The following is a 21,163-nucleotide window of genomic DNA, read 5'->3' on the forward strand; positions in this document are numbered from 1 at the left end:
CGCTCAACGGGGTCATGCGAAGAGTGATGTCACGGGCTGGCCCTTGGCCGCGACGGTGAACGGTCGGCCGGAGGCGGACTTGGTCTGCACGGAAATGGGCAGGCCCAGCGCCCAGGCGATCGTCGCGTTGAAGTCGGGGATTTCGACGGGCTGATCGGCGACGGCGAAGGCCTTGTCGTCCGACTTACCGTGGACCTGCCCGCCCTTGACGCCCCCGCCGGCCAGCAGCGTCGTGAACACGCGCGGGTGATGATCGCGCCCGGTGCGCTCGTTGATCTTGGGCGTCCGCCCGAACTCGGAGCAGACGGCGACAAGCGTATCCTCGAGCATGCCCTGCGCGGCAAGGTCGGCCAGCAGCGCGGACAGGCCCTGATCGATCTCGGGCATTTTGTCGCCGAGGCGGTCGAAGTTGTCCTGATGCGTGTCCCATCCGCCGTTGTCGATCTCGATGAAGCGGACGCCGCGCTGGGCGAGGCGGCGGGCCAGCAGGCAGCCCTGCCCGAACTTGTTGTCGCCGTACGCATCGCGCGTCGACTTCGATTCCTTGTCCAGGTCAAACGCTTCGAGGTCCTTTGAGCTCATCAGCTTCACCGCATCCTGGTAGAAGTCGGTGTACGCCTGCACATCCTTCTGCGGATAGCGGGCGCGGAAGGACTGATCGAACTGGTTGGTGAGACTGAGGCGGTTCTCGAAGCGCGACTGCGTCACGCCGGCGGGCAGATGCGAATTCTGCAATCCCGCATCCGGATCGCCGATCGCCAGCGGGGCGAAGCGCGAATCGAGGAAGCCCGCCCCGGGGTGACCGGAGTCGGGGTTGACGATGACGTTGCCGGGCAGGGTCAGGTGCGTCGCCGGCCCGAGCTTCATGACCCACGCGCCCATGGCGGGGTGACGGATCGTGGCGATGGGCTGATAGCTGGTGCGCATGAAATACTGGCCGCGCTCGTGAGCGCCGACTTTCGTCGTCATCGACCGGATCAGCGCGATCTTGTCCATCTGCTTGGCGAGGCCCGGCAGATATTCGGTCAGCGCGATGCCGGGGACGTTGGTGGGGATCACCTTGGTCGGCCCCTGCTCGGAAGTGCCGGGCTTGGGATCGAAGGTATCGATGTGGCTCAGCCCGCCGGTGAGGAAGATGTAGATGCAGCGTTTGGCCTTGCCGCCGCCGGGCGGGTTGGCCGGGATGTCCGCCGCGGGCGCGCCCATGACCTTCTCAAGTCCGGGCACGAAGCTCACGCCCAGAAACGCAGCCGCGGCCCCGGCGACGAAGTGCCGGCGGGAAACGTCGTCCATCAAACGCATCGTGTCGTGCATCCGCATGACAAACCTCGCAATCGGTTACTGAACGAAGATGAACTCGCGCGTGTTGAGCAGCGCCCAGACAATGTCCGTGTACCCGTCGGACTGGCCCTCGCTCTTGATGCACTGCATCGCGGCAGCGGCCTCCGAGCTGCTCGGTTCGCGACCGAGGATCGAGAGCCAGATCACATGCATCCGCTCCTGATCCGTCGCGGCCTTCTTGAAGTTGGTGACGAGCAAACTGTCGGAGCGCGTGATCTCCTTGTCGATCGGGCCGTTGAGCATCGTCAGCGCCTGCGTGATCGACGGTTCGACCGACGCGGCCTGGACCTGCTCGCGGTCGCTCTGACCGAAGGTGCGGAGGAAATGCCCCGCCGGCGCGGGCGAGGTGAGCTCGCTGGCGCGGACCATGTCCACGCCGCCCCGCCCCTGCTTGAACCGCTGCTTCATCTGCTCGCGCACGTCCGAGTTGGTCATGACCATCGTGCGCATCTTCTGCGGGTCCTTGCCGATGTCGACAAGCTGCTGCGGGGTCATGGTCGCCATCATCGCCACGCCCGCCGACCGGCCGGCAAACGACGCGGGCCCGACACGCGTGTCCACATTATCGACCTTGAGCGTCAGAAGCGAATCCCACACCTGCTCCGCCGTCATGCGCCTTAGCGCCGGGCCGGGGAAGTAGTAGGGTTCATCGAGCTTCAGTTCCTCGCGGGACGCTTGGGACTGATACGTCCGCGTGTTGTAAAGAATACGCAGATACGCCTTCATGTCGAAGTTCACCGCGACCATCTGCTGCGTCAGAAAGTCCATCAATTTCGGGTTCACGTTCGGCGAATCGTCCTTGATGTCGTCCACCGCCGGCATGACGCCGATGCCCATCACTTTCGCCCACAGCCGATTGGCGATCGTCAGTGCGAAGCGCGGATTGTCTTTGGACGTGACCCACGCGGCAAAGGCGTCCTGCGGGCTGGTGTTGCCCTCGAGTTTGATCGACGCGCCGAAGATCGTGGCGGGCTCGACGGTGGAGCCGGGCTTGGCGTCGTCATACTTGTAGTCGTCGGGCAGGTGCAGTTTGCGGCGGGCGTCCTCATGCACGCTGTAAGTCAGCGGGCGGAGGATATTGCGGAGCCGGGCCTGCTGATTGGCGTCGAGCTGTTTTTCCGCGAGGTTGCGGACTTCGCGCATCTTCTGAAAGTCCGGCTTGGAGCGGGTCTGCACGCCGTACGTGAACGCCGCCATCTCGTAAAACTCGCGCTGCGTCCACTTGTCGAACGGATGATCGTGACACTGGGCGCATCCGACCTGCGTGCCGAGGAAAATGCGGACAGTGTTGGACAAGTTGTCGAGCGGCATGCCCGAGTCGCGCAGGTAGTACCCCGCCGCGCCGTTTTCGTAGATCGCGCCTTCCGAATCGAGCATCTGATAGACGAACTTGTCGTAGGGCGTGTTGTCCCTGAGCGACTGTTTGATCCAGGCCATGTACGGTTCGCCGTCGACCTTCGCCGTCTCGAAGCGCGAGCGGGCGCGGAGGATGTCCGCCCAATAGTTGTAGTAGTTGCTGACGTAGCCCTCGGAGTCGAGCAGTTCGTCGATGAGCTGGGAGCGACGGGTAATGTCCTTGGAGCTGAGGAACCGCTGGGCTTCCTCCAGCGTCGGGATGCGGCCGGCGATGTCCAGGTACGCCCGGCGGAGGAACACTTCGTCGCTGACGGGCGGGTTGGGCTGTTGGTTGTGTTCGGTGAGTCCCTCGACGACGAGCTTATCGACCTGCTGAGCGAGGGCGAGGGTCTTAAGCTTGTCTGGGTCCTTGGCGAAGACGCCCGCGGATGTGGCCAGCACAGCGACCGCCCAAACGGCCAAAACCGTCATCGTGCTTGAACGCATGGTTAAGCTCCATGATCGAGAACCGAATCGGCCCCTCAGCCGGTTCATCGGCATAACGCGGGGGTCCTTCGCCATATTGCAGGATTCACGAGTTATCCTAGGTGCAGATCGGCGTCTCGCCCGCACGATCGACACAGCCACCGTCGCTGCGCCGGATCGGATGCGGTCGCTTAACAGAGATCACGCTTATAGGGCTCGAAATTACGCCCAAACCAGGGCCGATTCAGTTGCCGGCCGGCTTGCCCGAGGTCGGGGCGGCGTACCAGATCAGATTAAAGGTGAAGCCGGCGGGCTGTTTGGGGTCGGCGGGTTTGCCGGTCATTTCGAAGGCGGAGACGCCGGTGTCGGGGAAGGCGGCCTGAAGGCGGTGCAGGAAGTTGGCGCAGGCGCTGTAGTAGCCGGTGCCGGCGAGATTGATGGGGACGGTTTCGTAGCGCTCGCCGCGCGTGATGGACCCGGGCTGGATCTCGTTGACTTGCAGACCGCACTCGGTCGCCAGCGCGGTCACATCGGCGAGGCGCTTGTTGAGGTGCGCGGTGGACTGAAGCTGGATGGCGCTGTCTTCGATCTTCTTGCGCATGCGCGTGAGGGTCGCGCGGGAGTCGTTCAGATGCGTCGCGAGCTGGGCGGACTGCGAATGCAGATCGATGAGGCGTTCCTGCTGCGAGGCCCGCTCGGTTTCCCGATCGAGCATGGGCTTGAGGCCCACGAAGTAGACCGCGCCGGTGAGCAGCAGACACGCCCCCAGCGCCGCCGCGTCGATCTGCCATGCGTTGGATTTCACATCGCTCATGGCGTCGCCTCCCCGTCGCCCATCGAGCACATCAGATGGAACGACACCGCCATGCCCTGCCCGAACGGATAGCGGGCCGTGTCCAGAAGCTGCACGCGGCGGAACAAGCCCGTCTGCTCAAGCCGCAGCACGAACTGCGACACATCCGTCTGCTCGCGCCCCAGCCCCGTGATCTCCACGGCGAAGTTCATCGGCTTGCGCGTGTCCTTTTCCTTGTCCTTCTTGCTCGAACCTTCGGGAGCGGCCGACACCGCCGCGCCCAAGCGCCCGTTTTCGGGCGCGGTCGCTACGGGCTTGACCGGCTCGACCGGCTTGATCGAAATCCGATCCAGCACCACGCTCTGACCCCGTTCCTTGCCGAGCAGCGCCAGCATGACGGACCAGTCCGGCTGAACCGCCACCGCCAGACTCGCCTCCAGCTGAAGCTGCGCCTCGGCAAGCTGCGGCTTGAGCGCCGCCAGGTCCGCGTTCGTCTTCTTGATGGTCGCTTCCAGATCCGCCACTTCCCCCGACAGCGCCCGGTCGCTCTGACCCCACACCACACGCGCCGCCGCACACGCCAGCAGCAGCAGCAGCGTGTACACCGTCAGCGCCGTCACCCAACCGCGCAGGCGCTTGCGCCGCTGGCGCGACACGATGCGGTACGTCGGAATGAGGTTGATCGCGGTCATTTGCCCTTCGCCTCACGCGTGTGCAACGCCAGGCCCATCGCCGACGTGAGCGTCCCCGTACTCCCCGCCGTCATCAGCGAAGGCGGGCACGTCGCCTGTTGCCCCGGCGTCAGAAGCTTCACCGGCATGTCCAGCGCCTTGCTCAGATGATCCGCCAGACCCGGAATCGACGCCCCGCCGCCGACGAGCGTCAGCGAGGTGATCGCCGCGTCGTTGTACTGGTGCAGCGCGTACGAGAAGGAGATGCCCAGTTCGTGCACCATCGACTCGAAATGCTCGCGGATCGCCTGATGCAGATCGTCCAGCGGCATCGCCGTCTCGGCGTTCGGATCGTCGTTGAGCCCGATCTGCGTGAGCAGGTAATCGACGACGTCGGATTCGAGTTCGAGCCGGCTCGCCAAGGATTCCCACAAGCTCTTGACCCCCGCGTCGGTGAGCTGGCGTTCGTAGATGTCCACGCCTTTAAAGAGCACGACCAGCCGGGCGGCGCGCCAGCCGATGTCCAGCACCGGCCGGATCGCTTCGTTGCCCTCGTGCGTCATGTCGCACACGCGGGCGATCGCGCCGGCGGAGGTGTCCAGCGCGACGACCTCGAAACCCGCGTTCTCGAACAGGTCCATCAGCTCTTCCGCATCATTGTGCGCACACGCCGCCGCCATCACGCGCGCCGTCTCCCGCGCCCGCGATGTCTCCGGCAATTCCCAGTAGCTCAGCTCGAACGACTGCGGATCGACACGGTGCATGGACGCCAGCTCCATCCGTGCGATCTGCTCCACCGGCGCGCCCGAATCGCGCGGCGGCAATTCCAGAATACCGCTCAACAGCTTGTCGTCCGGCACCGCCAGCACGATCTGCCTGCCTGTGAAACCCTGCCGGTCGAGCACCTCGGCGAGGCGCGAGAGCTCCGCCTGATCCGGCAGGCGGTCCTGCGAGCTGCGCTCGAACGACGCCGCCGCCGCCACCTGCCACGACCCGCGCTTGCCGACCATCTGCACCGCCTTGATCAGCCGTGCGCCGACGTCGAGTCCGATCGCCGTTCTGGATTTGGTCCTTCGCCACCCCATCGTCAGTGCGCTCCGGTCATCGCCGTCATGTCGAACAGCGGCAGGAACATGCTCACCGCCACGAAGCCCACCAGGGCGCCGAGCACGATCAGGATCATCGGCTCGACAATGCTGGTCAGCGACTTGACGATCACTTCGTTATCTTCGTCCAAAAAGCCCGCGATATTCAGTAGCAGCGGCCCGACCTGCCCGCTCGATTCGCCGCTGCGGATCGCTTCGTACACCATCGGGTTGATCAGCTTGTCGTTGTTGAACGCCGTGCTGATCGGCTCGCCGCGCGTCACGGCGTCCTCGGCCCTTTGCAGCAGATTCCGATAATGCGTGTTGGTCGTCGATTCCTTGACCAGCGCCAGCACTTCCAGAAGCGGCAGGAAGCTTTCAAGCAGGATGCCCATCAGCCGCGCGATCCGGGCCGTGGCGAAGCTCTGCGAAATCTTGCCGAACATCGGCAGGCGCAGCACGATCGTGTGCATGGCGTAAACGCCCTGCGGCGTCTTGAGCCAGTACTTCAATCCAAAAATCATCGCGGCGACCATGGGCGGCACCGACCACCAGTACGCCAGCAGAAATTTGCTCAGATACATCAGCGCCTGTGTCGTCGGCGGCAGCGGCATGTCCAGCGTCTCGAACAGCCCGCCGAAACGCGGCAGCACGAACATGAGCATCAGCGCCAGCACGCCCAGCGCGACGATCAGCAGCATCGCCGGATAGATCATCGCGCCGATGACGCTGGAGCGCACATGCTGCTGCTTGCGCGCCACCGACGCGAGCCGATCGAGCATCGTCGGCAGCTTGCCCGCCGTCTCGCCCGCCGCCACCAGACTCCGGCAAATCGGATCGAAATATTCGGGATGGTCCGACATGGCGATCGACAGCGCCTGCCCTTCTTCGACGCGTTGGCGCACCGATTCGATGATCCCCCGCCACTGCACGTCCTTCGTCTGACGCTCGATCGCGACGAGTCCTTCGACAAGCGGCGTCCCCGTCGACACCAGCACGTACATCTGCCGCATGAACATCGAAAGATTCTTCAATCGACGCCCGTTGCCGACGCGCTTCTTCGATCGCTTGCCGCCGGGCTTCGCACTTGTCCTCGCTTCCGTCGCCGCCGTCGCCGGACGGATCAGCGTGACGTACAGCCCCTGCCGCTTGAGGTTCTCCGTCGCCACATTGGCGTCGGCGGCTTCGATCGTGTTCTTCACGACCTTGCCGCCCTTGTCATATGCTTCGTACGCCAGTTTCATGACGTCGCCTCCGCCGGGGCCGCGCTTGCCGTCGTGTCAGCCGCCTTGCCCTTCTCCTCGAACACTTCATCATCGCTCGCCGTCACGCGCAGCACTTCCTCCAGACTGCTCTTGCCATCCAGCGCGATCAGCACGCCTTCCTCGCGCAGCGAGAGCATGCCTTCATGCTTGGCCTTCTCGCGCAACTCGTGCGACGGCGCCGCGTGATGCACCATCCGCCGCAACTCCGGCGTGATCTCCAGCACTTCGTAAATGCCCAGCCGGCCCTGATACCCGCTGTTGTGACACGCGTTGCACCCCGCGCCTTTACGGAACGCTTTGCCCGTCTTGTCGCTCAATCCCGCGTCCGCCAGCACATGCTCCGCCGGGTAATACTTCGTCTGGCAGTGCGGGCAGATCGTGCGGCAAAGTCGCTGTGCGACCGCGCCGTTGAGCGCCGTCGAAAGCAGATACGACTCGATGCCCATGTCCAAAAGTCGCGCCACCGCGCCGGGCGCGTCATTCGTATGCAGCGTCGCCAGCACCAGGTGACCCGTCAGCGCCGCCTGCACCGCCACGCGCGCCGTATCCTCATCGCGGATTTCGCCCACCATGATCACATCCGGGTCCTGACGCAGAATCGTCTTCAGCGCCCGCGCGAACGTCATCCCGATCGACGCCTGCACGTGCACCTGATTGATCAGGTCAAGCTGATACTCGACGGGGTCCTCGACCGTGATGATGTTCCGCTCCGGGCTGCGCAAAAGCTCCAACGCCGAGTACAGCGTTGTCGTTTTGCCCGAGCCCGTTGGACCGGTGACGAGCACCAGACCGTGCGGCTTCTTGAGCATGCGCTGAAAGACCTCCAGCCCCTGCGGCCGAAAGCCCAGATCCTCCATGCGTACGCACAGATTCGACTTGTCGAGAATGCGCAGACACAGCTTCTCGCCCAGCAGCGTCGGCATCGACGAAACGCGCAAATCGATCTCGCGCCCCTCGGCGACGATGCGCACGCGCCCTTCCTGCGGAAGTCGCTTCTCGGCGATGTCCATCTTTCCGATGATTTTCACGCGCGAGATGATCGCCGCATGCATCCCCGCCGGCGGTTTCATCAGATCGCGCAGCACGCCGTCGATCCGGTAACGGATGCGCGTGCCCCGCTTGTCGGGCTCGATGTGAATGTCCGAGGCCTTGTCCTTGATGGCGGTCAAAAGCGCGACGTTGACGAGGTTCACGATGGGGCTGCCCGCCACCATCTTGTCCAGGTCCGTCGCCGGCCCTTCATCGACCGCTTCGCGCTCGACGACTTCGACGTCCGACTCGACGAGCGATGTCAAAAACGCATCGACGTCCACGTCGCCGCCGGCGTATTTCTTGATGTACTCGAGAATGTTCGCCTCGAGCGCGAGTACGGGGCGGATCTTGCATCCGGTGATCTGGCGAAGCCGGTCGATCGTCGGCAAGCTCTGCGGCTCGGACATGGCGACGGTCATCGTGTCGTGCACGCGGAACATCGGAATGAGCTTGAGCCGCTCGCATTCCTCTTCGCCGATAAGTTTGATGAGCGGCGGGTCGATCAGACCGTGACGCAACACGACGCCTTTGACGCTCAACCGCGCCGCCAGCACGCGCACCAGCGTCGCGCCGGTGATGTATCCGCCGTCGACGAGCATTTCGCCCAGCAGCTTGCCGCTGCGCTTCTGCTCGCGCAGCGCCTCCTTGAGCTGCTCCTCGCTGAGCACGCCCGCTTCCAGAAGCGCCTCGCCGATGCGGATTTTCCCCACGCCCTGGCTCACAGAAAGCTCCTCACCGCCGAGTTCACGTCTTCGTAATGCTCAAACAGCGGCGCCAGGTCCGTGATGTCCAGCACCTCGCGCACCGTGTCGTTGAGCCCGCACAGACGCAACGCCTGCCCCGAATCGTTGAGTTCCTTGGTGACCTCCAGCAGCGTTTCAAGCCCCTTGGAATCGACGAACGGCGTCATCGACAGATCGACGACGACGCGTCCCAGACTTTCCCGCCGCACATTGTTGAGCTGTTGACGGAACGGCACCACGTCCTGCTCAACGAGCGGACCTTCCGGCCGGAGCACGGTCACCGCTCCGTGGCGCTGTTCGTGAATCTTCATCTTCCACCTCCCGAATCAACGGGAATGACCAATGACCAAGCACCAATGACCAAGGGAATGTTCAAATACCCAATGTCAAAATGAATGGCCGCGGGCCGTTCCTACCTTGGTCATTGGTGCTTGGTCATTGGTCATTTTCTCTCTTACGCCGCTTCCTGTCCGAAGGGCACGTTCATCGTGAACGTGCTGCCCTGGTCGAGTTTGGAGTGCACGACGATGTCGCCGCCGTGCAGGCGCACCACCTCGCGCGCCAGCGCCAGGCCCAGTCCCGAACCGGTGATCTCGGCGATGCGCTTGTCGTGAGCGCGGTAGAACTTTTCGAACAGCCGCGACTGGTCTTCCTCGCTGATGCCGATGCCCGTGTCGACCACGTCGACCGTCATCTGATGTTCGTCCGCCTCGACGGTGACCTGCACGGTTCCGCCGGCGGGCGTGTACTTGAGCGCGTTGGAGATCAGGTTGTGCAGCGCCAGCCCGATCTTGTCCCGATCCGCCTGAATGACCGGCAGCTTCGGCGGCAGGTTGAACACAAGTTCGATCTTCTTGTCTTTCGCCTGCGCCTCGTAATCGGCCTGAAGGTCGGTGAATATCTCCTTCAGATGGACATCGTCCTTCTTGAGCGAGAACGAGCCCGCCTCGATCTCCGCCGTCGAGAGCAGATCGTTGACGATGCGCTCCAGCCGGCGGGATTCGCTGTTGATCACGTTCAGACACTTGGCCCGCAGCGCCGCGTCGTTCTCGCCGTCGTCCAGCGCCGTTTCGACGTACAGCCGAATGTTCGTCAACGGGGTGCGCAGTTCGTGCGTCGCATGGGCGACGAAAGCGTGACGCGCTTCCTCAGCGACGCGCTGCTGGGTGATGTCTTCGATGATGATCATGGCCGACCCGCCGTCCTCGCGGCGCACCGGTCGCATGCTCCAACGCAGGACGCCCGCCGCCCCCGTCGCCCCGTCGCCGCGCTCCGCTTCGAGCGTCGTGCGCTGACGCGACTTGCCGGTCAGCCATGCGTCGAGCATCGACCGCACCGATTCAGCGCTGATGTACTGCCGCACGTCCGTGCCCGTGAGCTTGTCGCGATCCGCCTGCAAGAACACCGCGGCGGCTCCGTTGGCGTACTTGCATCGCATCTTCTCGTCCACGAGCAAAATGCCCTGCGGCATCACGTCGGCGGCGTCATCCAGATCGCTCTTGGACCGGCGCCGGTCACCGAGCGATTCACGGGCTTTTTCAGCGACTTTCTGCTGCTTGAGCGTATCGGACTGTTCCAGAATCCGGTTCCACGCCGTCGCTTCGACGCCCAGGTCCGAACTGATCGAAAGCGCGGACGAGGCGTCTTCGCCGGCGACGATGGCGAGCAATGCTTCACGAATCGCGCCCACCGCCCGCAGGCGCGCCCGCGAATGGCGATACACCAGCAGCACGGCGGCGAGCGACACGGCGCCGATGACGCCCAGTCCCGCCTGCACGGGCCAAAGCTGATTCGACGCCACCTCCAGCGGCCCGCTCACCTGAAGCTCCGCCATGCCGCGCCCGGTGATCGTCAGCGGCGCGGTGACTTTCAGTTCGGACTCCGCCGTCCGTTCGGACGCCTTGGGCGGATTCAGGCCGGCGCTCCATGTGTCGGGCATCTCCTGCCGGGCGATCTTCGACGGCTCGGAGTCGGCGATGATCTGCCCGTCGGGAAGCACGATGCTGCATGCGCTGAGTTTCTGCTGCCGCGCCGTGTCGATGACCAGACGCCGTAGCGAGGAAAGTTCGTCGGAGTTGAGCATGGTTTCGGCGCTGTTGGTCAATAGCGATGCGATGGTGCGGATGCGCTGCGCCTCTGCCTCGCGGGCTTCCTCGCGATGCGTGCGCGTCGTCCACCATGCCGAAGCACCGATGGCGCAGAGCAGAATGGCCGCCAGCGCGATGCCGATCGACGCGATGGTCGATTCGCCGCGCAGCAGCAGACGATGATGCGTCGCCGCCGCCGTACCCGCCGTTTGCTTCTCACCCATGGTCCGTTCCTCTCGAACGTCGTTAGCCGGAGATACTCATGGGGATATCGGCCAGTTTTCCAGCCCAATTAACCGTCGCCATGTTGGTTTATGACGCCCGTGCGGGTACAGTCGGCTGAATTGACACCCGATTTTGAGGTCTCCCATGAAGCGCTTTGCCCATGTTCTCATCTGTCTGTGCGTCGCCGCTTCCCGCACCCCCGCCGCCGATACGGGCGCACTCCCCGGCTACACCGATTATCAGACATTCGCGCAGCAGGTTGCCGACCTGGCCAAACATCCGCACGTCAAAGTCGACGCGCTGGGCCAGACGCTCGGCAAACGCGAGGTGTACGCCCTGACCATCGCCGACGGCGAACCGGCGACGAAGCCCGCCTTGTTGATCGTCGGCTCCGTCGAGGCGCCGCAATTATTCGGATCCGAACTGGCCATGCGACTGGCCCGCCGACTCGCCGATGAGGGCGATCTACTGAAGCGCTTCACGTTCTACATCATCCCCCGTCCAACGCCCGACGCTTCGGAGGCGTTCTTCACCAAGCCGTATGTCGAGCGATCGACCAATCACCGCCCGACCGACGACGACCGCGACGCCGCCGTCGATGAGGACGGGCCTGAAGACCTTAACCATGACGGGTTCATCACGATGATGCGCATCGAGGACCCGACTGGCGAATGGATCGCCCATCCGGATGACCCGCGCTTGATGATCAAGGCGGACGCATCCAAGGGTGAAGCGGGCAAGTACAAGCTCTATGTCGAAGGCGTGGACAACGATCACGATGAGCTTTTCAACGAAGACGGCCCGGGGGGCGTGAACTTCAATCGCAACTTCCCCAATGACTACCCCTACTTCAAGGAAGGCGCCGGCCCGCATCAGGTCAGCGAAGTCGAGACGCGGGCAGTGGCCGACTTCGCGTTCGATCACAACAACATCGCCGCCGTGTTCACGTTCAGCCCGGACGACAATCTGTTTCATCCGTGGAAGGGCCGGGGCGAGCGCGACGAGTCGATGACGATGCCGGGCAAGGATGCGATGTACGCCGGTCATTTCGCGGAGATCTACAGCGACCTTCACGGCGGTAAGAATCCGCCGCCGGCGGGATCGGGCAAGGGCGCGTTCGTGCCGTGGTGCTATGAGGATTTCGGCCGATGGTCCTTCGGCACCCGCGCTTGGTGGCCCCCGACGATCGAGCAGAAGAAGGAGGACGACAAGAAGGAAGACAAGAAAAAGGACGGCCGCGATGCGGACGAGATGAATCTGCTGCACTGGATGGACAAGGAGAAGATCGACGGCTTCGTGAACTGGACGCCGATCCAGCACCCGGACTTCCCGGATCGCAAGGTCGAAGTGGGCGGGTTCAAGCCGTTTGTCGCCATCAATCCGCCGGCGGGCGAACTGGACGCGCTGGCGGACAAGCACATGAAGGCGATCGCAAAGCTCATTGACCTGATGCCGCGCGTGAAGATCGACCATGTGAAGGTCGAACCCTTGGGCGGGAGCGTGTATCGGCTCACGGCGCTGATCATCAATGACGGGTATCTGCCGACGATGAGCGAGATGGGGCGCATCAGCCGTGAGCCCAATCCGCTTCAGGCGGCGATTGAACTGCCCAAAGGCGCGACGTTTTTGCAGGGCTTTTCCCGCCGGCAGTTCGGCCCGATCGCCGGCTCGGGCGGACACGAGGAGCTCGCCTGGCTGATTCATTGCGACGCGGGCGAGGCAACGATGCGCGTGTACAGTCCGACCACGGGTTCAACTTCGACGAAGGTGACGCTGCCATGATGAAGTATGGACTATTGAGCGTATGTGTGATGATCAGCGCGGCTTTGGGCGCGGACAAGCCGTATCAACCGCAGGGCGCTCCGGCGGATCCGAAGGTCAATGTGCGGTGGAACATGTACCACGACTACGCCGCTGCGACGCAGATCATGCAGTCGCTGGCCAAGGCGTTCCCCAAGCAGTGCCAGCTTATCAGTCTCGGCGCGTCGTATCAGAAGCGGCAGATGTGGGTCATGATCATCACCGACCCGACCACCGGCGCCGACGCCGATAAGCCCGCGTTCTGGATCGACGGCGGGATTCACGCCAACGAAATTCAGGGCACGGAGGCGGCGCTCTACACGGCGTGGTACCTCCTGGAAATGTCGGACCGCAGTGCGTTCATCGGGCGGCTGCTGCGCGAGCGGACGTTCTACATTCTGCCGATGATGAGCCCCGATTCGCGCGATGCGCATATGCACAAACCCAACGACACGCACTCGCCCCGCAGCGGGCAGCGCCCCGTTGACGACGATGGCGACGGTCTCATCGACGAGGACGGGCCGGATGATCTGGACGGGGACGGGAACATCACGCAGATGCGCGTGCGCGATCCCAACGGCAAGTTCAAACCCGATGACGAGTACCCGCAGATGATGGTGCGCGTCAAGGACGGCGAGAAGGGGCAGTACACGCTGCTGGGCGAAGAGGGCTTCGACAACGACGGCGACGGGAAGGTCAACGAGGACGGCGACGGGTATTACGATCCGAACCGCGATTGGCCGTGGCTATGGGCCCCGAGTCAGGAGCAGCCGGGGGCGTATCGGTATCCCTTGTCGGTGCCGGAGAATCGCATGGTCGCCGACTTCATCGCCGGCCATTTGAACATCGCCGGAGCGCAGTCATATCACAACGCCGGAGGCATGATCCTGCGCGGGCCGACGGTCAAGGGCGACCGTTATGAGCCGGCGGATCTGCGCGTGTATGACGCGCTGGGGGCGAAGGGCGAACTGATGCTGCCGGGCTACCGGTACATCGAGACGGCGACGCAGCTTTACGAGACGCATGGCGCGGAACTGGACTGGCTCTATTCGATGCGCGGCATCGTGAGCTTCACCAACGAGATGTTCACCGGCTTCAACTTCTTCCGCCGGGCGTCGGAGGGTTTCTTCGGCTCGCGCGAGGATCAGCGGGCGTTCAATAAGCTGCTGCTCTTCGGTGACGGCGTCGTGCCCTGGCACGAAGTGGATCACCCGCAGTACGGGCGCATCGAAGTGGGCGGGTTCAAGAAGGACTGGCTCCGCCAGCCGCCTTCGTTCATGCTCGAAGAGGAATGCCATCGCAACATGGCGTTCACGCTTTACCAAGCCGACGAAATGCCGCTGGTGAAGGTGCAGTCGGTGACGGTGCGGGACATGCCCGGCGGGGTGCGCGAGGTGACGGCGATCATCGAGAACACGAAGCTGACGCCCACGCGTTTGGCCGTCGATGTCAGGCATCACATCAATCCGCCCGATCGCGTGACGATCTCGGCGGAGGGGCTGAAGGTGATCACCGCGCTGGTGTCGGACAACATGTTCTTTGAGCGGCCGACCGAGCAGACGCGTCAGCCGGGCGTCGTGAAGCTCGAATCGATCGGCGGCAACGATGTGACATACGTGCGCTGGCTCATCGAAGGCAAGGGCCCGGTGACGGTGACGGTTCAGTCGATCAAGGGCGGGGCCGACGCCATGACGACGCTCAGCGGAAAGTGACGCGCAGGACGAGTCGCGCGGCGTGCAGTGCGGCGCGCCGCGCGGCGGGGCTGATGCCGAGCGTGAACCCGGTCATCAGCGCCGCCGCGACAACACCGAGCGGGCGATCGCTCACCCACTTCTGAAATTGCGCATCATGACTCGCCGCCTCATCGAGCAGCGCGGCTTTGGTGCGCGTCAATTCGTCGCCCGCGGGTTGCGTGCGACGGACGGGTGCGTGCTTCGATCTTTCAGGCGGCGTGCGAGTCATGATGATAGTGCCTCGTCTCGACGCGATCGGAAAAGCGGTGAATGAGACGAAGGGCGACAAGGGCTCCCGCCAGCAAGGCGGCGCCGACAAGCGTCAGCGCCGCCGCTGGGGGCATGAGCATGATGAGCGCCAGGTAAGCGCCTCCGCCGACGGCCGCGATGCCCGTCAGAAAGAGCACCATCGCCGTGATGCCGACCAGCACCATCTCCACGAGGCGCCACACTTCGCGGCGTGCGGCCCGCCCCTCCGCCTCGACCAGGTCGGCGACCTTCACAGTGAATCGACCCAGCGCATGCATCATGGCATCACCGCCGGGACATGAGGAAACCCGCCAGCAGCCCCACGCCGAACGCGCCGGCGGCGGCGGTCAGCGGACGCTGCTTGACGTAGGTGCGACCCTGGTCGGCGACGTCGTTGACGCGCCGCTCCATGTCGTCATAAACGGCGCCGGCGGAGGCCCGGCCCTGGGAGGCCAGCGCCCGGGCGATTCCGCCGACGTCGCTCTTGAGGGTCGTCAGATCACTCTTGAGATGCGCCACCTGATCGGTCAGCGCATCGTCTTCGACTTCATGTTTGCTTCGATGATTGGTCATGGTCTTCCTTTCTTGGTGACGGATGCGGTGATGCTTCGTCGGTCATGAACTATCGGGCTGCGAGCAGTCCGCTGATCAGCGCGATGGCGAAGATCACCAGAAAGATGACAAAGAGAATCTTGGCGATGGAAGCGGCCGCGCCGGCGATGCCGGTGAACCCCAGGAGGCCGGCGACAATCGCCACGACCAGAAAGATGAATGCCCAGTAAAGCATGATGAGCTCCTTTCGGGTGAAAGTTTTGGTCGCTGGGATTCACATCGCAAGGCGCATGCCAGTCAACGCGCCGGGCCGTGCGGGGATGAACGTATCTGACGATCGTCCGTGCGATTGCGCGACGCGTACTCGATATGAGTCGCATCACTGGCGCACAGCCCGATGACGATGCCATTGAAAGATTTACCCGCGCCGCGTGTAAAATTTACAAAATGCCCGACAATCCAAGACGTTTTCAATCATCGCAGGCGCCGTCCGTTGCGACAATATCGTTCATCCCTATGTTGTGTCGATGCTTGTGAATCGCACGGAGATTTGCGGCATGCAGTTTGCGAATTGCTCTCCCGGATGTGCATAGAAGCCAACAACCATGATCGACAGAAAGGACAAGTTCGACGGACATCCCGACCATGCTCACTCCCTCAAAGAGATGATCGGGATGCGCGTCTGCGACAAAGACGGTCAAGAAGCGGGAACGCTCACCGACATCATCGTTGACATGAACAACGGCATGGTGGCGTATCTCGAATTGACGGTCGACGGCAGACGATTTGCGGTGCCCTTCGGATCGGTGGAGCTGGACGATCGAAGGCACGCCTTGGTTTTGAAGATGCACCGATCAACCTTCCAGCGCAGTCCGGGGCGGGAACAGTGAACGCCGGCTCAAGGAGTCCTGACATGCAACGACTTAGAAGACAGATTGTGATGATGCTCGCGGCGCTGGCGCTATTGGCGCTGGCGAGCTGCAACACGATCCACGGGGCGGGCAAGGATATCGAGAAAGGCGGCGAAGCGATCCAGGATGCGTCCGAGTGATGACCCAAGGCATTTCGCCGAGACACCCATTTTGCAAGGAGCACGAACATGACCGGCACGAAGCAACATACGAATCGTTGCCTTTGGCTATTGGGGCTGGCGCTGTGCCTGCCGCTGGGGGCATGTGAAAACGAACCCGAGCAGCCGGCGACGCCCAAGCCGAGCGTCACGGCAGACGACGTGAAGCAGCAGACGAACGAAGCGGCACGGACGACGGGCGACTACATCAAGGAAAAGTCGTCGGACGCGATGAACGCCATGCAGCGGCAGCTCGATGCATGGGGCGACAAGATCAGCGCCTGGTCGGACTCGGCCAAGGACAACACGTCCGAGGCGTGGCAAAAGACCAAGACGACGATGTCGGAGAAGTATGACGTCGCCAAGCAGAAATTCGCGGAAATGAAGGACGCCAGCGGCGAGGCATGGGACAAGACCAAGCAGGCGTTCGACGATGCGATGAACGATCTGCAGAAGGCCTACGACGATGCGAAGGCGAGCTTCAGCGACAGCGGCGAGCCGAAGCCGACGACGCCCACGACGGGCCAGACGCCTTCGAGCAATCCGTGATGTGTCATTGAATCCGATCCCGGCGGGCGGGTGGTGCTGGATAAATACCCTGCTGCTCCAGCATCACCGCCGCCGATTTTTTTGCGGGCGGATCAGTCCGACGCATCGGGTTGGCCGTATTCCTTGAGCCGGTTGTAGAGCGTTTTGAGACTGATGCCGAGCTTTTGCGCGGCGTCCTTCTTGTTGCCTTCGCAATGTTCGAGCGTCGAGAGAATCAGTTCGCGCTCGGCATCCGAAAGGGGCGTGCCCACCTCGACCTCGATCACCCGCTCGTCCGCTTCATCGTTATCGCGCGTGACTACATCCGTCTTTTTCCCGGGCTTTTGAGCTTTTTTGGACGGGGGCTCGGGCGGACAGGACGCACCGTCATTGGGGGCGGCGCCGCAGGATTCGGGCGCGACGCTGTTCTGCTCGAGCAGGCCGGCGAGCGGCTCCAGGTCGATCGTGTCGTCTTCGAGAATGAACGAGCGATGCACGAGATTGCGAAGCTGGCGGACATTGCCGGGCCAGTGGTATTCGCGCAAGCGCTCTTCACCGAGGGATGAGAGGTGTTTGTCCTTTTCGTGCTTGGTGTTCAATTCGGAGAGCGTGTGATTGGCGAGCAGGATCACATCGTCATCGCGCTCGCGCAGCGGCGGGAGGTTCAGGGGAAAGACGGCGATGCGATACAAGAGGTCCTCCCGGAACGTGCCGTCCTCGACGGCGGCGGCGGTATCGCGGTTCGTCGCGGCGATGACGCGCACGTCGATGTCGATCTGCTTTTCGCCGCCGACGCGCGTGACCTTGTGCTCCTCGAGAACGCGCAGGAGCCGGACCTGCATTTCCATGGGCATCTCGGCGATTTCGTCGAGGAAGAGGGTGCCGCCCTTGGCGCGTTCGAAGACGCCGCGGCGCATGCGGTCGGCGCCGGTGAAAGCGCCGCGTTCGTGGCCGAACAGTTCGCTTTCGATGAGGTTCTCGGGAATGGACCCGCAGTTGACGGCGAGGAAGGGTTGGGTCTTGCGATCGCTGCGCTGATGGATGGACTGCGCGACGAGTTCCTTGCCGGTGCCGCTCTCGCCGCAGATGAGCACGGTGGCGTCGGTTGGGCCGACCTTGGCGATCATATTGTAGATCGACCGCATGGCATCGGAGTTGCCGATGAGGAATTCGAATCGGTCCTTGATTTTGCGGACGCGTTTGGCCGGGCCGGGGACGATGAGATGAAGCACGGAGCGGAGGATGCGATTCAGGTCCGCCTCGGCGATCGGGCGCATGAGGCACATGACCTTGCGTCCCCCCGCCTGTTCGACGAGCTGACGGATCGAAGGGTCTTCCGCGATGAGCACGATCGACGTCTTCTTGTAACCGGGCAGGCGCGCGAGCAAATCGAGGACGCCGCCCCTGGCGAGGCCCACATCGACGAACATGACATCGGGTTTCTGCCGGCGGCACTCGGCGACGCCGCGGGCCAGGTCGGCGCAGGTCCATGTGGTCACGTCCCGGCCTTCGAGCCATGCGACAAGGCGGCGGCGTTCTGCGGGCTGCGCCGAGACGATCAAGGCGTGTGCCACGGCTTGTTGGGTCATAGATACAACTCCGCGAACCTCCGCACACACCGCCGGGACAGTGTACCGGCCTCGCCTGATAAATGGCAATGCCCCGACGCCTTGGGAATTGGCCCCTAAAACGATACACTACATTGTCTGCCCGCCCGCGGCGGGAGATGATTTCACGTGGGAGCGGCGATTTGCCAGCTCCAGACGCCCGGTCGGGGTTCCAGGCGTTCGGCCCCAACCAGCGCCTCCCAACGTCGACGGAGACCAGCATGTATTTCAAATTCGCATGCCCATCGTGCGGCAAGAATCTCAAGGTGCCCGAGGAGGCCGGCGGAAAGCGCGCCCGGTGTCCTTATTGCAAGAATCAGGTGATGGTGCCCAAGTTCACCCCCGCCGACATTCCCGATGCAAGGCCCAAGATCAAGGACCCGACCGACGAACTGGCCGCCGCCGCCAGCGCCATGTCCGGCCCGGCCGCGCCGCGCCGCGCCAGCACGCCAACCGCCGCCGCCCCCGCGATGCCCAAGCATGACCCGGCGATGTCCACCAGTTCGATCGAGAACCTGACCCAGTCCGGCGCCGACGGCACCAACGTTTCCGCCTGGCTCACCGCCGCCATCGCCGCCGGGCTGACCGTCGTGTCCTACCTGATCATCTGGCCCCTGCACACCACTTACCTGGGCACGATTCTCACGGACGGCGGATGGGTCAACTATGCCGAAGTGTTCCTGATGTACTGGTCGCTGGCGATCCTCGTGTTCAAGCACATGAACATGCGACGCCAGAAGGACGCCATGCTCTTTGACCTTTTGCCGACGGAAATCGCCGACGAGATCACCGTCGACACCGTTCCGCAGTTCACGCGTCACATTCGCTCGCTCCCCTCCGATCCGGGTCAGAGCTTTCTGATTAACCGCGTGCTGCGCGGGCTCGAGCATTTCCGCGTGCGTCGGTCGAATCCGGAAGTGGCGAGTCTGCTTGGAAGCCAGGGCGACATCGACGCCAACGCGGTGCATTCCAGTTATGCGCTCGTCAAGGTGTTCACATGGGCGATTCCGATTCTGGGCTTCATCGGCACGGTCATCGGCATCAGCGCCGCCGTCGGCGGATTCAGCGGCGACATGAGCAAGGCGACCGACATCGCCGCCCTGAAGGAAAAACTCGGCGCGGTGACCGGCGGGCTGAGCACGGCATTCGATACGACGCTCGTCGCGCTGGTCATGTCGCTGTTCATCTCGATCCTCACCACCGCGCTGCGCAAGAGCGAAGACGATCTGCTCAACAGCATCGACGAATATTGCAACGAGAATCTGCTCAAGCGCATCAATGACGACGAGGGCCAGATCGCCGCCGCCGAAAGCTCCAAGGCGATCCGCAAGGCCATCGAGCAGGCCATGACGGCGCATCACGCGGAACTGCGAAGCTGGACGGAGAAGCTCGAGTCGATCGGCTCGACGCTGACGAACGAAGTCGTCGACGGTTGGACCAAGATCTTCAAGGAGATCGACGAATCGCAGACGAGCCAGGCCGGGGCGCACCGCGAGCAGCTTGAGCAGATGCAGAAACTGCTGGCCCAGATCACCGAACGGGCGGAGCGTGTCGAGAAGGACACGAGCGCGTCGATGCGCGTCTCGGCGGACTCCTTGCGCGGTCACTTTGAGGCGATGACCGAGGGCATCACGGCGCTCAACCGGGTGCTTGGGGAACTGGGCGAGAAGCAGATCGTGTTTCAGGGCTCGCCGCGCCGCGGCTGGTGGCCCTTCGCCAAGAAGCCGGCGAGCAACGGAGACTGACCCATGTCCCGCCGCAACCGCGAAGAAGAAAATGCGGTTTCGCTTTTCCCGTTCCTGTCGATTCTCGCATGCGTGATCGGCGTGCTGACGCTGCTCATCACGGCGATGGCGTTGGGGCAGCTCGACCCGGACGCGGTCAAGGATGCGGAGAAGCAGATTCAGGAAGCGGAGCAGCGGGCGGAGGAAAACAAGAAGGTTCAGCAGGACATGACCGACCTGAACTCCGACCTGACGCTGATCAAACAGCTTGTCGCGCAGGCGGAGGCGATTCGGCAGGAACTCGAACGCGCCCGCGCGGAACTGAAGGTCCAGCAGGCGGCACACGACGCGATGGCGACCGACGATGCGAGCGCGAAGCTGCTGGCGGAAATGAATCGCCAGCGTGAGCGGATCGCGCAGATGCAGAAGGATCAGCCGGCGCTCGCCGCGGAGATCGCCAGATTGCAGGCGGAGCTGGCCAAGCGGGCCGCCCCGCCGCCGCCGGCGCAGGTCAAAATCCAGCCCGGTGGATCAGGCGACGACATCCATCCCTATTTCGCCGAGTGTGCGCGGAACGATGTGGTGATTCTCGATGGTTCGGACACACGGGTCCGCCGCAATGATCTATCCACGAGCGAGGCGTACGCCGACTTCATGGCCAAAGTGCGGGCCGACGACAAGGGCGTGTTGATTCTGCTAGTGAGGCCGGACGGAATCTGGACGTACAACACGGCGTCGGATGTGGCGCGTGTGAATCAGACGCGCAACGGCAAGCTGCCGATCTCGGGCCAGGGGCAGATCGACCTGACGCTCTTCCAGAAAAAGAAGGCGGGCTAGC

At 63.4% G+C, this 21,163-nt stretch carries 21 protein-coding genes; 7 read left to right on the top strand and 14 right to left on the bottom strand.

Annotated features, from left to right (window positions below; genetic code table 11):
• Positions 1-12: 12 nt before the first annotated feature.
• The 9 genes from GC162_04210 to GC162_04250 all read right to left on the bottom strand — a co-directional run bounded on the left by GC162_04210 (position 13) and on the right by GC162_04250 (position 11,062).
• A complete protein-coding gene (locus tag GC162_04210) occupies positions 13-1,314 on the bottom strand; it encodes a DUF1501 domain-containing protein (GenBank protein ID MBI1367839.1) in 1,302 nt (433 codons plus the stop codon).
• Between the two features lie 24 nt (positions 1,315-1,338).
• Positions 1,339-3,258 carry a DUF1549 domain-containing protein gene (locus tag GC162_04215; GenBank protein MBI1367840.1) on the bottom strand — a complete coding sequence of 640 codons (1,920 nt, stop codon included), beginning with the start codon at positions 3,256-3,258 and terminating at the stop codon, positions 1,339-1,341.
• Positions 3,259-3,406: 148 nt separating this feature from the next.
• Positions 3,407-3,976, bottom strand: coding sequence for a type 4a pilus biogenesis protein PilO (gene pilO / locus GC162_04220; protein ID MBI1367841.1), 570 nt, complete (start codon positions 3,974-3,976; stop codon positions 3,407-3,409).
• Positions 3,973-4,647 carry a hypothetical protein gene (locus tag GC162_04225; GenBank protein ID MBI1367842.1) on the bottom strand — a complete coding sequence of 225 codons (675 nt, stop codon included), beginning with the start codon at positions 4,645-4,647 and terminating at the stop codon, positions 3,973-3,975. The genes pilO and GC162_04225 overlap by 4 nt, the downstream gene beginning before the upstream one ends.
• A complete protein-coding gene (locus tag GC162_04230) occupies positions 4,644-5,711 on the bottom strand; it encodes a hypothetical protein (GenBank protein ID MBI1367843.1) in 1,068 nt (355 codons plus the stop codon). Before GC162_04230 ends, GC162_04225 begins: the two co-directional genes overlap by 4 nt.
• A gap of 2 nt (positions 5,712-5,713) precedes the next feature.
• On the bottom strand, positions 5,714-6,955 hold the full coding sequence (locus GC162_04235) for a hypothetical protein (GenBank protein MBI1367844.1): 1,242 nt from the start codon (positions 6,953-6,955) through the stop codon (positions 5,714-5,716).
• Positions 6,952-8,730, bottom strand: coding sequence for a type II secretion system protein GspE (locus GC162_04240; protein MBI1367845.1), 1,779 nt, complete (start codon positions 8,728-8,730; stop codon positions 6,952-6,954). The genes GC162_04235 and GC162_04240 overlap by 4 nt, the downstream gene beginning before the upstream one ends.
• On the bottom strand, positions 8,727-9,062 hold the full coding sequence (locus tag GC162_04245; protein ID MBI1367846.1) for an anti-sigma factor antagonist: 336 nt from the start codon (positions 9,060-9,062) through the stop codon (positions 8,727-8,729). Before GC162_04245 ends, GC162_04240 begins: the two co-directional genes overlap by 4 nt.
• Positions 9,063-9,205: 143 nt before the next feature.
• Positions 9,206-11,062 (bottom strand): PAS domain-containing protein, encoded by a 1,857-nt coding sequence (locus GC162_04250; GenBank protein ID MBI1367847.1) that lies wholly within the window; start codon positions 11,060-11,062, stop codon positions 9,206-9,208.
• Between the two features lie 145 nt (positions 11,063-11,207).
• Between GC162_04250 and GC162_04255 the strand changes: the two genes are divergently transcribed.
• Entirely contained in the window at positions 11,208-12,845 is a 1,638-nt protein-coding gene (locus GC162_04255; protein MBI1367848.1) for a hypothetical protein, read from the top strand.
• Positions 12,842-14,575 carry a peptidase M14 gene (locus tag GC162_04260; protein ID MBI1367849.1) on the top strand — a complete coding sequence of 578 codons (1,734 nt, stop codon included), beginning with the start codon at positions 12,842-12,844 and terminating at the stop codon, positions 14,573-14,575. The genes GC162_04255 and GC162_04260 overlap by 4 nt, the downstream gene beginning before the upstream one ends.
• Here the strand turns inward: GC162_04260 and GC162_04265 are convergent.
• The 4 genes from GC162_04265 to GC162_04280 are packed head-to-tail and all read right to left on the bottom strand — an operon-like array spanning position 14,562 to position 15,632.
• Entirely contained in the window at positions 14,562-14,825 is a 264-nt protein-coding gene (locus tag GC162_04265; protein MBI1367850.1) for a hypothetical protein, read from the bottom strand. The genes GC162_04260 and GC162_04265 overlap by 14 nt on opposite strands.
• Positions 14,806-15,126 (bottom strand): hypothetical protein, encoded by a 321-nt coding sequence (locus tag GC162_04270; protein ID MBI1367851.1) that lies wholly within the window; start codon positions 15,124-15,126, stop codon positions 14,806-14,808. The genes GC162_04265 and GC162_04270 overlap by 20 nt, the downstream gene beginning before the upstream one ends.
• Before the next feature lie 4 nt (positions 15,127-15,130).
• Positions 15,131-15,418 (bottom strand): DUF883 family protein, encoded by a 288-nt coding sequence (locus GC162_04275; GenBank protein ID MBI1367852.1) that lies wholly within the window; start codon positions 15,416-15,418, stop codon positions 15,131-15,133.
• Between the two features lie 49 nt (positions 15,419-15,467).
• On the bottom strand, positions 15,468-15,632 hold the full coding sequence (locus GC162_04280) for a DUF1328 domain-containing protein (GenBank protein MBI1367853.1): 165 nt from the start codon (positions 15,630-15,632) through the stop codon (positions 15,468-15,470).
• A gap of 370 nt (positions 15,633-16,002) precedes the next feature.
• Here GC162_04280 and GC162_04285 point away from each other — a divergent pair, with 370 nt between their 5' ends.
• From GC162_04285 to GC162_04295, 3 genes are read left to right on the top strand one after another with little or no spacing between them, the layout of a single operon-like run.
• Entirely contained in the window at positions 16,003-16,287 is a 285-nt protein-coding gene (locus GC162_04285; protein ID MBI1367854.1) for a hypothetical protein, read from the top strand.
• Between the two features lie 23 nt (positions 16,288-16,310).
• On the top strand, positions 16,311-16,448 hold the full coding sequence (locus tag GC162_04290; GenBank protein ID MBI1367855.1) for an entericidin A/B family lipoprotein: 138 nt from the start codon (positions 16,311-16,313) through the stop codon (positions 16,446-16,448).
• Positions 16,449-16,496: 48 nt separating this feature from the next.
• On the top strand, positions 16,497-17,015 hold the full coding sequence (locus GC162_04295; protein MBI1367856.1) for a hypothetical protein: 519 nt from the start codon (positions 16,497-16,499) through the stop codon (positions 17,013-17,015).
• 92 nt (positions 17,016-17,107) lie between these two features.
• Here GC162_04295 and GC162_04300 read toward each other — a convergent pair whose 3' ends face one another.
• Entirely contained in the window at positions 17,108-17,764 is a 657-nt protein-coding gene (locus tag GC162_04300; protein MBI1367857.1) for a hypothetical protein, read from the bottom strand.
• 881 nt (positions 17,765-18,645) lie between these two features.
• Between GC162_04300 and GC162_04305 the strand changes: the two genes are divergently transcribed.
• Positions 18,646-20,346 (top strand): hypothetical protein, encoded by a 1,701-nt coding sequence (locus GC162_04305; GenBank protein ID MBI1367858.1) that lies wholly within the window; start codon positions 18,646-18,648, stop codon positions 20,344-20,346.
• 3 nt (positions 20,347-20,349) lie between these two features.
• Entirely contained in the window at positions 20,350-21,162 is an 813-nt protein-coding gene (locus GC162_04310; GenBank protein ID MBI1367859.1) for a hypothetical protein, read from the top strand.
• The last annotated feature ends 1 nt before the right edge of the window (position 21,163 follow it).

Source organism: Planctomycetota bacterium (assembly GCA_016125255.1).
In the GTDB taxonomy this organism is placed as follows: domain Bacteria; phylum Planctomycetota; class Phycisphaerae; order Phycisphaerales; family Zrk34; genus RI-421.

Bases quoted from the DNA above. Each gene is read 5' to 3' on its own strand.
- GC162_04230 (MBI1367843.1), bottom strand. From the start codon at position 5,711: ATGGGGTGGCGAAGGACCAAATCCAGAACGGCGATCGGACTCGACGTC.
- GC162_04250 (MBI1367847.1), bottom strand. From the start codon at position 11,062: ATGGGTGAGAAGCAAACGGCGGGTACGGCGGCGGCGACGCATCATCGT.
- GC162_04265 (MBI1367850.1), bottom strand. From the start codon at position 14,825: ATGACTCGCACGCCGCCTGAAAGATCGAAGCACGCACCCGTCCGTCGC.
- GC162_04290 (MBI1367855.1), top strand. From the start codon at position 16,311: ATGCAACGACTTAGAAGACAGATTGTGATGATGCTCGCGGCGCTGGCG.
- GC162_04295 (MBI1367856.1), top strand. From the start codon at position 16,497: ATGACCGGCACGAAGCAACATACGAATCGTTGCCTTTGGCTATTGGGG.
- pilO (MBI1367841.1), bottom strand. From the start codon at position 3,976: ATGAGCGATGTGAAATCCAACGCATGGCAGATCGACGCGGCGGCGCTG.
- GC162_04275 (MBI1367852.1), bottom strand. From the start codon at position 15,418: ATGACCAATCATCGAAGCAAACATGAAGTCGAAGACGATGCGCTGACC.
- GC162_04280 (MBI1367853.1), bottom strand. From the start codon at position 15,632: ATGCTTTACTGGGCATTCATCTTTCTGGTCGTGGCGATTGTCGCCGGC.
- GC162_04235 (MBI1367844.1), bottom strand. From the start codon at position 6,955: ATGAAACTGGCGTACGAAGCATATGACAAGGGCGGCAAGGTCGTGAAG.
- GC162_04215 (MBI1367840.1), bottom strand. From the start codon at position 3,258: ATGGCGAAGGACCCCCGCGTTATGCCGATGAACCGGCTGAGGGGCCGA.
- GC162_04260 (MBI1367849.1), top strand. From the start codon at position 12,842: ATGATGAAGTATGGACTATTGAGCGTATGTGTGATGATCAGCGCGGCT.
- GC162_04210 (MBI1367839.1), bottom strand. From the start codon at position 1,314: ATGCACGACACGATGCGTTTGATGGACGACGTTTCCCGCCGGCACTTC.
- GC162_04305 (MBI1367858.1), top strand. From the start codon at position 18,646: ATGGCAATGCCCCGACGCCTTGGGAATTGGCCCCTAAAACGATACACT.
- GC162_04270 (MBI1367851.1), bottom strand. From the start codon at position 15,126: ATGATGCATGCGCTGGGTCGATTCACTGTGAAGGTCGCCGACCTGGTC.
- GC162_04285 (MBI1367854.1), top strand. From the start codon at position 16,003: ATGATCGACAGAAAGGACAAGTTCGACGGACATCCCGACCATGCTCAC.
- GC162_04255 (MBI1367848.1), top strand. From the start codon at position 11,208: ATGAAGCGCTTTGCCCATGTTCTCATCTGTCTGTGCGTCGCCGCTTCC.
- GC162_04310 (MBI1367859.1), top strand. From the start codon at position 20,350: ATGTCCCGCCGCAACCGCGAAGAAGAAAATGCGGTTTCGCTTTTCCCG.
- GC162_04225 (MBI1367842.1), bottom strand. From the start codon at position 4,647: ATGACCGCGATCAACCTCATTCCGACGTACCGCATCGTGTCGCGCCAG.
- GC162_04245 (MBI1367846.1), bottom strand. From the start codon at position 9,062: ATGAAGATTCACGAACAGCGCCACGGAGCGGTGACCGTGCTCCGGCCG.